This window comes from Tistrella bauzanensis, from assembly GCF_014636235.1.
In the GTDB taxonomy this organism is placed as follows: Bacteria; Pseudomonadota; Alphaproteobacteria; order Tistrellales; family Tistrellaceae; genus Tistrella; species Tistrella bauzanensis.
Map to the genome: position 1 here is coordinate 25,448 of NZ_BMDZ01000053.1, position 15,092 is coordinate 40,539.

A 15,092-nucleotide genomic window follows, 5' to 3' on the forward strand; every position below is an offset into this window, starting at 1 on the left:
GACCGGGAGCGCCGCCAGATGATGCAGGGATCCGATCAGCTCAACAAGGCCTTCAGGGTCATCCAGCACCTTGAAGCCGAGGTGGCGGCGCTGCGCGGGGCCAGGGCGCCGGCGGATGCCCTGGCCGAGCCGGTGGCGATCGTCGGCATGGCCTGCCGGATGCCGGGGGTGGCCGGCGACGATGGCGACGGCGGCGGGCTGGACGGGTTCTGGTCGCTGCTGTCGCAAGGTCGCGACGCGGTGGTGGAGGTGCCGCCCGAGCGTTGGGACATCGACGCGCTGTATGATCCCGATCCCGACCGGCCGGGGCGGATGTCGACCCGGCGTGGCGGGTTCATCAGCGGGGTCGACCGGTTCGATGCCGGGTTCTTCAACATTGCACCGCGTGAGGCGGCGTTGATGGACCCGCAGCAGCGGCTGCTGCTGGAACTGTCGTGGCACGCGCTGGAACATGCGGCCATCGCCCCCGACAGCCTTCAGGGCACGCCGGCGGGGGTGTTCGTCGGCATCTGCGCCTCCGATTACGGCCGGATGGCGGCGGCGGATGCCGATAACCTCAACGCCTATTGGGGCACCGGCAATGTGCCGAGCGTCGCCGCCGGGCGCATCGCCTATAGCTTCGGGTTGACCGGCCCGTGCATGTCGATCGACACCGCCTGTTCGTCGGCGCTGGTGGCGGTGCATTGCGCGGCCGACAGTCTGCGGCGCGGCGAATGCGACGCGGCGCTGGCTGCCAGCGCCAATCTGGTTCTGGCGCCCGAGCCGACCATCGCCTTTTCCAAGGCGCATATGATGTCGCCCGATGGCCGCTGCCAGACCTTCGATGCCCGCGCCAATGGCTATGTCCGCTCTGAAGGGGCGGCGGTGCTGGTGCTGAAGACCTTGAGCCGCGCCCGCGCCGATGGCGACCGGGTGTGGGCGGTGATCCGGGGCAGCGCCGTCAATCAGGATGGGGCGAGCGGCGGGTTGACGGTGCCCAACGGCCCGTCACAGGTGGCGCTGATCCGTCAGGCCCTGGCCAATGCCGGCCTGGCACCCGACCAGATCGGCTATATCGAGGCCCATGGCACCGGCACGGCGCTGGGCGACCCGATCGAGGTGGGCGCGCTGGGCCAGGTCTTCGGCCAAAGCCATTCGGCCGACCGGCCCCTGTATCTGGGATCGGTGAAGACCCTGGTCGGGCATCTGGAGGTCGCGGCCGGCATGGCCGGGCTGATCAAGCTGGTGCTGTCGCTGAACCACGGCATCATCCCCGGCTATCCGCAGCTTGGCGATCTGAGCCCGCATATCCCCTGGGCGGCGCTGCCGTTCAACGTGGTGCGCGAGCCCATGCCCTGGCCCCGGGGTCCACGGATCGCCGGTATCAGCGGCTTCGGCTTCAGCGGCACCAATGCCCATCTGATCGTCGAGGCGCCGGAGGCGGTGACGCCCGAGAAGACCGGTGAGGCGGCGCCCGCGCAGCCGGCGCATCTGGTCCTGCTGTCGGCGCGCGGCGATGCGGCGCTCACCGCGCTTGCCGCGCGCCATGCGGCCCATCTGCGCGCCCATCCCGATCTGCCGCTGGATGCCTTGAGTGCGACACTCGCCACCGGTCGCGACCATCTGCCCCACCGGCTGGCGGTGACCGCGACCGATATGGCCGGATTGGCCATGGCATTGGAACGGGCGGCGGATGGTGGCGCGGCCGGCCGGCGCGGGCAGGCGCCGGCATCGGCGCCGCGCCTGGGGCTGCTGTTCTCGGGCCAGGGCGCGCAATATCCGGGCATGGGCCGGCGGCTCTATGACCTGCATCCGGTGTTCCGCGCCGCGATCGACCGGGCGGCGGCGATCCTGGCACCGCTGATCGGCGCCGATCTGCGCGATCTGCTGTGGGGCGATCCTGGCCATCGCCTGTCCGAGACCGGCTTCACCCAGCCGGCGCTGTTCGCGCTGGAATATGCGCTGGCGCGGCTGTGGCTGTCCTGGGGGCTGCGGCCGGCCTTCGTGGCCGGGCATAGCGTGGGTGAATTTGCCGCCGCCTGTATCGCCGGGGTGTTCAGCCTGGATGACGGCCTGCGGCTGATCGCGGCGCGCGGCCGGCTGATGCAGGCTCTGCCGGACGGCGGCGCCATGGCGGTGGTGCCGGCGGGTGCAGCACAGGTGGCGCCGGCGGTGGCGGCGATCGTTGAGCGGATGGGCGATGTGGTGGCGATCGCCGGCATCAACGCCCCCGATCAGACGGTGATATCCGGCGCACGCGATGCCGTGCTGGCGGTGTGTGCGCGGATGAAGGCCGATTATGGCGTCGCCGATCGCGGCCTGCTCGACGTCTCCCACGCCTTTCATTCGCCGCTGATGCGACCGATGCTGGATGATTTCCGCGCGGTCGCCCGCAGCGTGACCTATGCCCGGCCGTCGATCGGCATCGTCTCGGGCCTGACCGGACGGGTGGCCGGCGACGAGATCCGCGATCCGGAATACTGGGTGCGCCATGTGCTGGCGCCGGTGCGGTTCATGGATGCCGTGGCCTGCATGGCCGGGCATGGGGTGGGTGCGTGGCTTGAAATCGGTCCGCGCGCGACGCTGACCGGGCTTGCCCGCGCCTGCCTCGATACGCCAGCACCGCCGCTGACCGTGGCGAGCCTTGCCGCCGATGGTGACGACTGGTTGCGGATGCTCGACGCGCTGGCCCGGCTGCATCTGGGCGGCGTGGCGCTGGACTGGCGCCGCGCCGGCCGGCTGGATCAGCCGCTGCCCCGGCGTCTGGCGCTGCCGGTCTATCCCTTCCAGCGCAACCGGTACTGGCTGCCCGAGCCCAAGGCCGGCGGCGGTGTGATCGCGGCCGCCGCCGCCCGCGACGGTGAGACCGGCCATCATCCCTTGCTGGGCCAGCCCCTGATCAATGCCGCCCAGCCGGCCGGCGACCGGCTGTATCAGGCGGTGCTGTCGACCGGACGGTCGCGGCTGCTGGCCGATCACCGGGTGTATGACCGGGTGGTGGTGCCGGGGGCCGCTTATGTGGACATGGCCCTGGCGGCGGGCGGCTCGGCGGCGGGCGGCGCGGCATCGGGGGGCAGGGGGCGGCCGGCCCTGCGCAATCTGTCGATCCAGGCGGCGATGGTGCTGGCCGCCGATCGGCCGCAGGTCGTGCAGACCGTGATCGGCGCCCGCGATGATGGCGGTGGCAGCGGTTTCCGGATCTTCAGCACCGCCGCGACCGATGGCGGCGCTGAGGCGGATGCCGCCTGGGCGCTGCATGCCGCCGGCGATATCGTGACCGGGGATCATAACCAGGACGCGCCACAGCCCGTTGATCTGGCGGGCCTGCGCCGGCGCTTCGCGGCCGGTGGCCACGCGATGACCGCCGATGATTTCTATGGCCGCTATGCGGCGATGGGGCTGCAATACGGCCCGGCCTTCCGCAGTGTGCGGCAGGTGTTCCGGATGTCGGACGCGGCGGACCCGGAACCGCCGGTGCTTGAAAGTCTGGCCGAGGTGGCGGTCGATCCGGCGGCCATGGCCGGCCATGTCGTGCATCCGGCGCTGCTGGATGGCTGCTTCCAGGCACTTGGCGCGGTCTTCGCCGATCTGGGCATGGGCCCCGCCTGGCTGCCGGTGGGGATCGAGGCCGTCCGCGTGCTGCACGCCGTGCCGGCCATGGTGTGGAGCCATGCCGTGCTGCGCCCCCGGCGCCAGGATGGCGACCCGCGCGCGGTTGCCGATCTGCGGCTGATCGACCCGGATGGCCGGGTGGTGGTGGTGGTGGACGGGCTTCAGGCGGTGCCGGTCGACCGGCGCGCCCTGGCCTTCGTCACCGCCGGCTGGAAGGACAAGGTCTATGTGCCGGGCTGGGTGCCGCAGCCGCACCCGGAACCGCAGCCAGCCGCCGATCCGACGGCCCCCGATCCGGCTGCCGGCGATGGCGGCTGGCTGGTGCTGGCCGACCGGGGCGGCGCCGGTGCCCGGCTGGCGGCGGCGCTGGCGGCCGGTGGTCGGCGGGTGGTGGTGATCGGCCCGGATGATCTGGCGGGTGCGGTGGATGACCCGGCGGCCTGGATGCGGCTGATCGCCGGGCGGATCGACGCCGAGGGCATGGCGCTGGCCGGCATCCTGCACCTGTGGGCGCTGGACGTGACCGACAGCGACGATCCGGCCGCGCGCGCGGCGGCGGCGCGGTTGATCTGCGGCAGCACGCTGGGGCTGGTGAAGGCGCTGGCGGCGATGCCCGACCGGCGCCTGCCGCGGCTGTGGCTGATCACCGCCGGCAGCCAGATGGTCGCCGATAGCGGCCCGGCCGGGATGATGCAGGCGATGTTGTGGGGCTTCGGGCGCAGCATCGCGCTGGAACATCCGGCGCTGGACTGCACCTGCATCGACCTGCCGCCCCATGAAACCCGGCTGGACGACGATCTGGTTGCGGGGATTCTGGCCGATCTGCTGGCGCCGGCGACCGAACCGCAACTGGCCTGGCGCCAGGGGCAGCGCCATGTGGCGCGGTTGAGCCGGGCCGTGTCGTTGCAGGGCCGGCCGGCCCTGACCCTGCCGCCGGTGGGCGCCGATCAGGGCTTCCGGCTGCGCGCGACCGGCTATGGCGCCTTCGACCGGCTGCGGCTGCTGCCGGCGGCCCGCGTGGCGCCGGCCGATGACGCGGTGGAAATCGAGGTTCGGGCGGCCGCGGTCAACTTCAAGGACGTGCTCTATGCCCTGGGCATGCTGACCGCGTTCAGCGAGGCCGCCGGGATCATGACCGCGCCCGATCAGCCGCTGGGTTTCGAATGCGCCGGCCGGGTGGTGCGGCTGGGCGCGGCGGTGCGCGGGCTGGCGGTGGGCGATGCCGTCTTCGCCATGGCGCCCTCGGCGATGGCCAGCCACGTGACCGTCGACCGGCGGCTGGTCCACCGCATGCCGGCGGGCCATCGCATGTCGGGGGAATTGAGCTTCGCCGAGGCCGCAGCCTTGCCCACCGTGTTCATGACCGCGATCTACAGCCTTGAGCGGCTGGCCGGCATCCGCCCCGGCGACCGGGTGCTGATCCATGCCTGTGCGGGTGGCGTGGGGCAGGCGGCGATCCAGATTGCCCGGCGCGCCGGCGCCATCGTCTATGGCACCGCCAGCCCGGCGAAATGGCCGGTGCTGAAGGCGCAGGGTGTCGCCCATGTGATGCATTCCCGCACGCTGGATTTCGCCGACGAGATCATGGCGGTGACCGAGGGCCGCGGCGTCGACATCGTGATCAACAGCCTGACCGGCGCGGTGATCGAGAAGAGCGCCGACGTGCTGGCGCCGGGCGGCCGTTTCATCGAAATCGGCAAGATCGGCATCTGGAGCGCCGAGCGGATGGCGGCCTATCGCCCCGATATCAGTTACGCGGCCTTCGATCTGGGCGAGATCGACGAGACCGGTGGCGGGCTTCAGGCCGAATTGCTGGGCGATGTGGTGCGCGGGCTGGAGGCCGGCCATCTGCGGCCGCTGCCGGTGCGCGGCTTTCCGATCACCCGCGCCGAGGCCGCGTTCCGCCATCTGGCCCAGGCGCGCAATATCGGCAAGGTGGTGCTGACCATGCCCGACGCTGACGCTGAGGCCGCTGCCGGTGGCGCCGGGCCGATCCGCGCCGATCGCAGCTATCTGGTCACCGGCGGGTTGGGGTCGCTGGGGCGCGCCATCGCCCGGCGGCTGGTGGAGGACGGCGCCCGCCATGTGGTGCTGGCCGGGCGTCATGCCGACGACGACGCGGCGGCGGCCCTGATCGCGCGCTTCGCCGATACCGGCGCCGATATCCGGGTGTGGCCGCTGGATGTGACCGACCGCGCGGCCGTCGATGCGGTTCTGGCGCGGATGGGGCGCGAGCTGGCGCCACCCGGCGGCATCATCCATGCGGCCGGCGTGCTGGATGATGGCGTGATCACCCGTCAGGACATGGACCGGTTCGCCCGTGTTCTGGCGCCGAAGGTGGATGGAGCCTGGACCCTGCATCGGGCATCCGAGGCATGGGCGGCGGCCGGCGGGCCGGCGCTGGATGTCTTCGTGCTGTTCTCGTCGATCGCATCGGTGACCGGCGCGCCGGGGCAGGCCAATTATGCCGCCGCCAATGCCGCCATGGATGCGCTGGCGCGGCTGCGTCAGGCACAGGGGCTGCCGGTCACCTGCATCAACTGGGGACCATGGGACGCCGATAAGGGCGCCACCGACGGCGCCACCGATGGCGGCATGGCCGCGCGCACGCAGGCCGCCAACCACGCGCGTTTCGCGGCGCTGGGGCTGGGCCGGATGCCGGCCGCCCATAATCTGGATGTCTTCAGCCATCTGCTGACAGCGGATCTGCCGGTGGCGATGGTGGCCGATATCAACTGGCCCCGGTTCCGGCGCGGCCTGCCATCCGCCGCCGCCGGCGCCACCTTCGCCCTTGTCGACCGTCAGGCGGTTGCATCGGGCGGCGCCGCGACCGGCGCGCTGTTCGACCGGCTGAAGGCGGCGGCGCCCGCCGATCGTGAGCGGCTGCTGATCGCCGCCCTGCGCGCTGAGGTGGCCATCGTGGTCGGGCTGCCGGCACCCGACGATATCGGCCTGGATCAGCCCCTGCTGAAGCTGGGCATCGACTCGCTGATGGCGGTGGAGCTGAAGAACCGGATCGAGGCCGGCTTGCGCTGCACGCTGAACCCGACCCTGCTGTTCGACCACCCGACCCTTCAGGCGCTGGGCCGGCATCTGGCCGGCGCGGTGCTGGGGCTGACCGGCGAGGCGGCGGTGGCGGCAGTGCCGGCGGGCTCGGATAACCGGTCATCCGATGATGATGGCGACAGCGGCCGGGCGATGGAGGCCGGGATGATCGAGGCCGGGATGATCGAGGGCGCGGTGATCGATGGTGGCGGCCCGCGCCTGGGCCTGTGCCGCTGGGCGGCCGCGACCGGTGCCGCGCGCGCGCCGGCGCCGCTGATCATCTGCGTGCATGGCATTCTGGATCAGGGCGCGATCTGGGGGCCGGTCGCGGCCCGGCTGGCGGCGGCGGGCCATGAGGTGGTGGCCCCGGATCTGCGCGGCCACGGGGTCAGCGACCATGCGCCCGCCGGTGTGCTGCCGACGGTGTTCGATTTCGTGGCCGATCTGGCCAGGGTCGTGCGCCAGGTGGTGGATCTGTCAGGAGAGGGGCGGCCCTATGTGCTGGTCGGTCATTCGATCGGCTCGCTGGCGGCGGCGCTGTATGCCGCCCATGCGCCCGACGGGTTGGCGCATCTGGTGCTGGTGGAGCCGGTGACCCCGGCGCTGCGCGATGGCCGGCCGGTGGTGGAGCGGCTGGCGACCGACCTGCGCTATCTGACCGAGGCGCCCGCCCATCCGGTCTATCCCGACATCGCCACCGCCGCGCGGATGCTGGGGCTGAACCATCCGCATCTGGATGCGGCGCTGGCGCTGGCGCTGGCCCGGCGGGTGACCCGGCCGGTTGCCGGTGGCGTGTCGTGGATCTGGGATACACGGTTGCGCAACCCGCTTGGCGCCGATCCGGGCCTGTCCTGCCAGGGCTATCTGGATCTGCTGGCCGGCTTGCGCGTGCCCAGCACCCGCATTCACGGCGCCGAGAGCCGGTTCGCCGGTACGCCGGTGCTGCTGGACCCGGATTTGAACCTGCCAGGGTCGCGCAGTCTGACCATTGCCGGCAGCCATAACCTGCACACCGATGCGCCCGATCTGGTGCGCGACCTGATCCTTGCCGCGATCGACACCCAAGCCGGATGACGCCGATGCTGAGCTTCTATGACGCCACGCGCACGCTTGCCGACATTCCAGACCTGCATGATGAAGGCACCGCGCTGATCTTCGGCGACCGCGTGACGACCTATCCGGATCTGCGCGCCACCGCCGACCGGGTGGCGGCGGCGCTGGTGGCATCGGGGTTGGGCCGGCACGCCCGGGTGGGCTTTCTGGGGTTGGACAGCGACCGCGCCTATGCCCTGCTGTTCGGCTGCGCGCGGGCCGGCATGGTGTTCGTTCCGGTGAACTGGAAGCTGGAGCCCGACGATCTGCGCTATATCATGGCCGATAGCGGCGCCGAACTGCTGTTCGTCAGCGCCGATATGGCCGGTGTGGCGCGCGATATCGCCGATACCTGCCAAACCCTGCGCGGGCTGGTGGTGATGGATGGCACGGCCGATACGGATGGGGGGACGGGCGGCGCCACACGGTTCGAAGACTGGCTGGAGAAGGGCGCGGCCGCGCCCGGCCGGGACGCAGCCGACCCCGACGCACCCGTGATCCAGGTCTATACCAGCGGCACCAGCGGCCGGCCCAAGGGCGTGGTGCTGTGCCATCGCGGCTTCATCGATCTGGTGCGCGAGATCGAACGCGCGGGCGATGATTTCATCGACTGGCGGCCGGGCGACGTGTCGCTGCTGGCCCTGCCCAGCTTCCATGTCGGCGGGCTGTGGTGGGCGATCCAGGGGTTGATCAACGGTGCCGCCAACATCGTGCTGCCGGCCTTCACCGGTGCGGCGGCGCTGACAGCGATCGGCCGCCATCGCGCCACCAAACTCGCCTTCGTGCCGGCGATGCTGCGCTTCATGCTGTCGGAACCGGCGGCGGCCACCACCGATGTCTCGTCGGTGGGGCTGGTGATCTATGGCGGATCGCCGATGCCCCGGCCGATTCTGGATGCGGCCCAGGCGCTGTTCCGCTGCCGCTTCGCGCAGAATTACGGCCTGTCGGAAACCAGCAACATGGCGATCTTCCTGCCGGCGCCGGAACACGCGGCGCTTGCGGCCGCCGGCAGCACCGCCGCCGGCCGGCCGCTGCGCGGGGTGGGGCTGAAGATCATCGACGCCCAGGGCAATCCGCTGCCGCCCGGCCAGACCGGCGAGATCGCCTTTCACACCCCCACACGCATGCTGGGCTATTGGAACCAGCCCGAGGCCACCGCCCGCGCCCTGGTGGATGGCTGGATCCTGACCGGCGATGCCGGCCATGTCGATGCCGATGGCTATCTGCACATCACCGACCGGATCAAGGATCTGATCATCTCGGCCGGTGAGAACATCTATCCGGCCGAGATTGAACGGGTGCTGGCGGCCCATCCCGATATCGACGACGTGGCGGTGATCGGCATCCCCGACAAGCGCTGGGGCGAGGTGCCGCTGGCCTATGTGGTGGCGCGGCCCGGATCGGGGCTGACCCGCGCCGCCGTGATGGCCCATGCCCGCGAGACCATCGCCGCCTTCAAGATGATCCGCGACGTGGCCTTCATCGACCGCCTGCCCCGCAACCCCGCCGGCAAGATCCTGAAGCGGGTGCTGCGCGAACCCCATTGGGCGGGGCAGGGGCGCGGGGTGAATTGATGGCGTGATGGCCGATCAACGGGCCGGCCGCGCGCCCCGGGCATCGACGAACAGCCGCGCCCAGATCTCGACCACGATCACCGACCACAACCGATAGGCGTCGGCGCTGGCATAGACATCACGCCGGGCGGCCTGCAACCGGTCGATCTGGTCGCGGGTGAACAGGCCGCGATGATCGAGCGCCTGCGGATGCAGCAGGTCGCAGGCCAGCCCGTCCAGCATGTCGGCGAAATCCCGGTCATGGCGCAGTTGCTGAATACCCTTGCGTCGCCAGGCGATGGCTGGCGGCAGCAGACGGCGGGCGGCCGCAGAGCGCAGCACATGCTTGCCCTGGCCATCGTGGATCTTCACCCCGTCGGGCATCTCCATCGCCGCCCGGATGACGTCGCGGTCCCAATAGGGCATGCGCACCGACAGGCCCGGGCCCGCGAACAGCATGTGCTGGGCGCCCATCCGGCCGTCGTAATCGGCGATGCTGCGATGAAGCATGCGGGTCAGCGGCTCGGGTGCCTCGGGCGTGAAGGACACGGGCGGCACCACATGGCGTGCGCCGTTGACCGGTGGCGGTGCCGCCGGCGGGTGGTCGCCGTGACGGGCATGCAGCAGCAGCCGTCCGGCCCGGCTGGCGGGCGGGATGCCCGACCGCTCGGCGGTCATCAGCTCTTCCAGGCCCCGGCGCAGGCGGGGGCGGGCAAAGGCCGCATGGGCGACGCGGTGGCTTGGCATGCCGGCGAACAGGGTGTCGGAGCCGTTGCCGATGAACAGCGTGTCGACATGCTCCGCCGCCACACGGCCCATGGCGAAAAGACACGGGTATTCCTCGTTGCCGATCGGATCCTCGACATGGGCGATGGCGTCGGGAAGGATCGCCGCCAGATCGCGCGGCGACAGGATCACCTCGTGGTGGTGGGTCTCCATATGGGCGGCGGCCAGGCGGGCGCCCTCGATTTCAGGGTCGTCCTCGCCATGGCCGACCGTGAAGCTGTGGATGTCCGCGTCCGGCCGGCAGGCCCGGATTGCCGCCAGCATGAAGGCGCTGTCGACCCCGCCGCTCAACGAGACCCCGATCGGCCCGGTGGGGGGTGACCCGGCGGGCGGCAGGCGGCGGCGCACGGCATCGGTGAGTGCTGCCTCCAGCCCGGCGGCATGCGCTTCGGGCGGGCGGGTGCTGGTGCAGGGGCCGGGCAGGGCGAACCGGCGCCGATCGGCAGGGGCAGGTCGGTCGAGCCCGAACGTGATGCCGTGCCCGGGCGGGATCGGCCGGATATCGGCCAGAAAGCATTCATCCGGCCGGCAATAGCCGGTGTGCAGGAAATGGGTGATGGCATCCGGATCGGGCCGCGCGATCACGTCGTCGAGAGCGAGCAGGGCCTTATATTCGCCCGCGAAGGCGATGCCGCCACGCCCCAGCCGCGCGAACGACAGCGGTTCCAGCCCGTATGGATCGCGGGCGAGATGAAGCCATCGGCCGGACGGGTCGACCAGCGCCACCGCGAAGCCGCCATCGATGCCGGCCAGCGCGTCGGGTCCGTTCAGGGAAAGCGCCTGGATCAGCAGCGCTTCGGGCGTGATGCCATCGGGCTGGCCGGCGGTGCCGCCACCGCCGACGATATGGCCGGCAAACAGCACGCGGTCGCCATCGAGTGCCGGTGCGGCACCTGGGCCGACCCGGCCGAAGCGGACATCCGGCGCCGGGCTCCAGACCGGGCCGGGGGCGCCATGATGGGCCAGCCGGCCGGCCATCGCCGCCATCTCCCCGGCATCCGAGGGGCCGATGATGCCATAGATCGTGGTCATGAATGCGCCTCTCCGCGGATCAGCCGATCAGAAACACGGTCGTGGCGGCAACGAAGGCCGTGACGACCAGATACATCACCCCGCCGATCGGCGGCACCCTGACCGGCGCCAGATGCAGCACGGCCAGGATCGCCAGGGCGGCTGCCAGCGCGACCGGAAACAGCGGTGCTGCACCGCCGGTGGCCAGATGGATGATCGCCACCACCGGCAGGTTCCAGGTCATCGGCACGCCGTGGAACCGGCCGCCATCCAGCCCGTGGACGGTGAACCAGCCCAGGCGCACCGCGACCGCGACCGCATGGGCGATGCCGATGGCGATCGCCCAGGGCGCGCTGCCGCTGGCCTGAAGCAGCAGCACCGCCGGAAACGCGCCGCCGGTGACCATGTCGGTCAGGCTGTCGAGCTGCTTGCCGATCTGCGGCATGTCGGCGGCGCGGTTCGCCATCCGCCGCGCCACCAGCCCGTCGAAATGGTCGGCGAGCAGCGCCCAGAGCAGGCAGACGATCGCCACCGCCGGCGCGCCCGACAGCAGGGCCGCGAACCCGCCGATGGCCAGCGCCAGCCCGGTCAGCGTGATGAGATTGGGTAGGTCGAGAAGCGCACGGATCATGGATCGGGCCTCCTGTGGCGTCTGGGTGTGTGGCGTCGTGGACTGTGTGGCGTGGTGGATGGCCGGCCGTCAGGCGACGTTGCGGAACAGTTGGTTGGCCGTCTCCAGATCGCCGGCGTCGTCGACCTCGAACCACGGCAGATCCTGGCACGACACCGCCCGCAAGCCGGCCATGCCGCGGGTGAGCGCCTGATCCATGACCTCCTCGACATAGGCGGTCACATGGCCGCCCGCGACCGATGCCGCCAGCGCCGGCACCAGTTGCTGTTGCAGGAAATCCTGTCGCAGCAGATGGATGTTTATGGTCTTCAGCAGGCGGCCGGTGCCGGGCTCGCCCGCCCGCATCCGGGTGCGGAAGCTCAGTACCCGCGACGCATGGTCGATCGCGACCGTGGACCCCGACATCGGCGGCAGGAAGGGCGCCACCGCCGTCACACTGCCGGGACCGGCGCTGATCAGGCGGGGGAGCAGGTGCCGGTCGAACATCACATCGCCCTCGATCAGGAACAGGTCGCGATCGAGATGGGCGCGCGCCTGCCAGAGCGAGACGCTGTTGTTGCTGGCGCTGTAATCCGGCGCGTCGACGAAGCGGATATCGAGGGTCTGGCCATTGCCATTGTCGAGCCTGCGGCCATGCGCCAGGGCGGCGGCGCGCACCTGCTCGCCGCGATAGCCGGTGACGATCACCACCTCGCGCACACCGGCCGCGTGCAGGCAGTCCAGGGCATTGATCAGCATCGGCCGGCCGGCCACCGGCACCAGCGGCTTGGGGATGCTGTCGGTATAGGGGCGCAGGCGCGAGCCCAGGCCGGCGGCCAGGATGACGGCGCGGCCGGGGCCGCGCGGCGTGCCGTTGATCGGTATGGCGGTCAAGGTCATGGCGGGTGCTTTCGGCAGGCTGTGAACGGATCGGGCGATAGAGGGATCAGGCGACGCGGTTCAATGTCGCCACCAGGGCGCGCAAGCCCGTCGCGAGATCGTCGCCATCGATCGCATAGGACAGGCGCAGGCCCCGGGGGTCGCCGAAGGCGCTGCCGGGCACCGAGGCGACGCCGGCCTCGCTGAGCAGATGTTCGGCCACCGCATCGGCATCGGTGACCGGGCTGCCATCGGCGAATTGCCGGCCGATCAGCCGGCCGAGGTCGAGATAGAGATAGAACCCGCCCTCGCCGGGCCGGACCGTCACGCGATCGAGCCCGGCCAGGATATCGAGCGCCAGCGCCCGGTTGCCCGCCAGCAGGGCGCGGATATCGGCCTGAAAGGCGTCAAGCTCGGCGCGGCCGGTGGTCAGCGCCGCCAATACCGCATGCTGGGCGATGACGTTGGGGTTCGATGCGGTATGGCTCTGAAAGGCGCTGGCGGCCTTGATCACCGGCTCGGGTGCCGCCAGATAGCCGATGCGCCAGCCGGTCATCGCGCAGCTTTTCGAGAAGCTGTCGACCAGAACCACGCGGTCGCGCAGATCGGGGCGCAGCCGCAGCAGGTTCACATGCACGGCCGGCGCCGGCACCAGCGCGCCATAGCATTCGTCGAACAGGATCCACAGATCATGGTCCTGCGCGATGCTGGCGATCTGGTCGAGAAGACCGGCGTCATAGACCCGGCCGGTCGGGTTGTTGGGCGTGTTGAGCACGATCATCCGGGTGGCCGGCGTGATCGCGGCCCGGATCATGGCGGGTGTCGGCAGATAGCCGGTAGCGGTGGTGTCGAGCGCGACCGGGGTGCCTCCGGCGATGCGGATCTGGGTGGGGAAGGTCGTCCAATAGGGGCAGGGGATCAGAACCTCGCAGCCGGGATCGATCAGGGTCATGGCCGCGTTGAACAGTGCCTGCTTCGCTCCCGCCGTCACCGATATGCCGGCCGGGGTCCAGGCAAGGCCGGTCTTCTCCGCCACCAGCCCGGCGATCGCGGATCTGAGGCCCGGCAGGCCGGAGGTGTCGGTATAGCGGTTGTGCCCGGCCTCGATCGCGGCGATCGCCGCCCGCCGCACCGGCGCCGCCAGGGCTGTGTCCAGTTCGCCGGCGGCCATATTGGCGATCCGCCGGCCGGCCGCCGCAAGCTCGCGGCCCAGCGTCCGCATCCGGGCGGTTTCGGAGGCCGATACCAGTGCCGTCCGGCCGGCAAGCGGCTGTCGCTGCGGGCGGCCGCCGGCGGGGGGCCGATCCTGCGTGAGAGCGGGGCTGTCTGCGAGCGTCATGGCCATGGTCCTTGACGATGTTGGTGGACGCGCGGGATGGGCGGGCGGATCAGGTGGCGGGCAGATAGACGCCTTCCGCATGGGCCAGCTCGTCGTAATCGAGCATGGCGAAGACCTGATCCAGCGTGGCGATCTCGTCCTCGACACCGGCGATCGCCTCGTCGTCGCGGATCCGCCGGCACAGACGGCTCATGGCGCTGATCGATGCGCGCATGTTGTGGTTGGCCCAGATCACGGTGGAAATGCCGGCGCCGCGATAGGCTGCGGCCGGGGTGCGGTAGTATTTCGTGGGCACGATCACCACTGGCGCCCGGTTGCCCCAGCGCTGCGCGAAGGCCAGGATCTCGTCGGGCTCGGCGCGTTTGGAATGAATCAGGATCGCGTCGGCGCCGGCGCGGTGATAGGCCTCGGCGCGCCGCAGCGCCTCGTCCATGCCGTGGCCGGCGATCAGCGCCTCGACGCGGGCCACGATCGAGAAATTGTCGTCGAGGCGTGCGTCGCAGCCGGCGGCGATGCGGCCGCAGAACTCGGCCACGTCGGCCAGCGGCTGACGCTCACCCACGAATGAGTTCATCTTCGGGAACAGTTTGTCTTCCAGGCAGACGGCGGCGACGCCGATCGTGCCCAGCTTGCGCACCAGCCGGCGGACATTGTTGAAGTTGCCATAGCCGGTATCGCCATTGATCAGGATCGGGACGCGGGTGGCGTCGGCCATGAATTCCACCACGTCCAGAACCTGGGTCCACGATGCCTCGTTGGCATCGCGCAGGCCAAGCGCGGTCGCGACCGACAGCCCCAACGCCCAGATGGCGGGAAAGCCCGCCTCCTCGACGATACGGGCGGAGAGCGCGTTATGCGCCTCCATCAGAAAGGTCAGATCGGGCGATGACAGCAGATCGCGGAATGCGCGGGATCGGGTGGCGGGGCTGTCGGGCCGGCGGCTGTCGGCGTGCATGTCAAGGGGCATGTCGTCCTCCATCGATCAGGGAACGATGGAGATGTTCACATAACTGTCATGAAATCGGTGATTGATATTCTTAGATGTTATTTCCTGTGCGCGCATCGATATGTATTCCGGAGCATGGAACGGTATATTATGGAATATATGAGGCTGTTGCCGAATGCCCGCTACCCATGGTTTGACGCCGTCTGCTGACGGCTTGGGAGCTTGGCGGGGGTCTCGCGC

At 70.6% G+C, this 15,092-nt stretch carries 6 protein-coding genes and 1 pseudogene; 2 read left to right on the forward strand and 5 right to left on the reverse strand.

What is annotated here, in order from left to right:
- The first annotated feature begins 18 nt into the window (after positions 1-18).
- Both IEW15_RS18805 and IEW15_RS18810 read left to right on the forward strand, forming a co-directional pair.
- Positions 19-7,710: a type I polyketide synthase gene (locus IEW15_RS18805; RefSeq protein WP_188580771.1), complete on the forward strand. Its 7,692-nt coding sequence runs from the start codon at positions 19-21 to the stop codon at positions 7,708-7,710.
- A gap of 5 nt (positions 7,711-7,715) precedes the next feature.
- Positions 7,716-9,302: a long-chain-fatty-acid--CoA ligase gene (locus IEW15_RS18810; RefSeq protein ID WP_188580772.1), complete on the forward strand. Its 1,587-nt coding sequence runs from the start codon at positions 7,716-7,718 to the stop codon at positions 9,300-9,302.
- Positions 9,303-9,317: 15 nt separating this feature from the next.
- Here the strand turns inward: IEW15_RS18810 and IEW15_RS18815 are convergent, their stop codons facing one another.
- The 5 genes and pseudogenes from IEW15_RS18815 to aepX form a co-directional block, all read right to left on the reverse strand.
- Positions 9,318-11,099 (reverse strand): asparagine synthetase B family protein, encoded by a 1,782-nt coding sequence (locus IEW15_RS18815; protein WP_188580774.1) that lies wholly within the window; start codon positions 11,097-11,099, stop codon positions 9,318-9,320.
- Between the two features lie 19 nt (positions 11,100-11,118).
- Complete coding sequence (locus tag IEW15_RS18820) at positions 11,119-11,709, reverse strand: CDP-alcohol phosphatidyltransferase family protein (protein ID WP_188580776.1); 591 nt, start codon at positions 11,707-11,709, stop codon at positions 11,119-11,121.
- 69 nt (positions 11,710-11,778) lie between these two features.
- Positions 11,779-12,588 (reverse strand): phosphocholine cytidylyltransferase family protein, encoded by an 810-nt coding sequence (locus IEW15_RS18825; protein ID WP_188580778.1) that lies wholly within the window; start codon positions 12,586-12,588, stop codon positions 11,779-11,781.
- Between the two features lie 46 nt (positions 12,589-12,634).
- Positions 12,635-13,906 (reverse strand): aminotransferase class I/II-fold pyridoxal phosphate-dependent enzyme, encoded by a 1,272-nt coding sequence (locus IEW15_RS18830; protein WP_229708299.1) that lies wholly within the window; start codon positions 13,904-13,906, stop codon positions 12,635-12,637.
- A 52-nt stretch (positions 13,907-13,958) separates the two neighbouring features.
- A pseudogene (aepX, locus tag IEW15_RS18835) lies at positions 13,959-14,861 on the reverse strand (phosphoenolpyruvate mutase); the annotation flags it as partial.
- Positions 14,862-15,092: the final 231 nt, after the last annotated feature.

What these genes read in the sequence shown, in the direction of transcription:
- IEW15_RS18820 (WP_188580776.1), bottom strand. Translation starts at nt 11,709, where the DNA reads ATGATCCGTGCGCTTCTCGACCTACCCAATCTCATCACGCTGACCGGG.
- IEW15_RS18815 (WP_188580774.1), bottom strand. Translation starts at nt 11,099, where the DNA reads ATGACCACGATCTATGGCATCATCGGCCCCTCGGATGCCGGGGAGATG.
- IEW15_RS18830 (WP_229708299.1), bottom strand. Translation starts at nt 13,906, where the DNA reads ATGACGCTCGCAGACAGCCCCGCTCTCACGCAGGATCGGCCCCCCGCC.
- IEW15_RS18810 (WP_188580772.1), top strand. Translation starts at nt 7,716, where the DNA reads ATGCTGAGCTTCTATGACGCCACGCGCACGCTTGCCGACATTCCAGAC.
- IEW15_RS18825 (WP_188580778.1), bottom strand. Translation starts at nt 12,588, where the DNA reads ATGACCTTGACCGCCATACCGATCAACGGCACGCCGCGCGGCCCCGGC.
- IEW15_RS18805 (WP_188580771.1), top strand. Translation starts at nt 19, where the DNA reads ATGATGCAGGGATCCGATCAGCTCAACAAGGCCTTCAGGGTCATCCAG.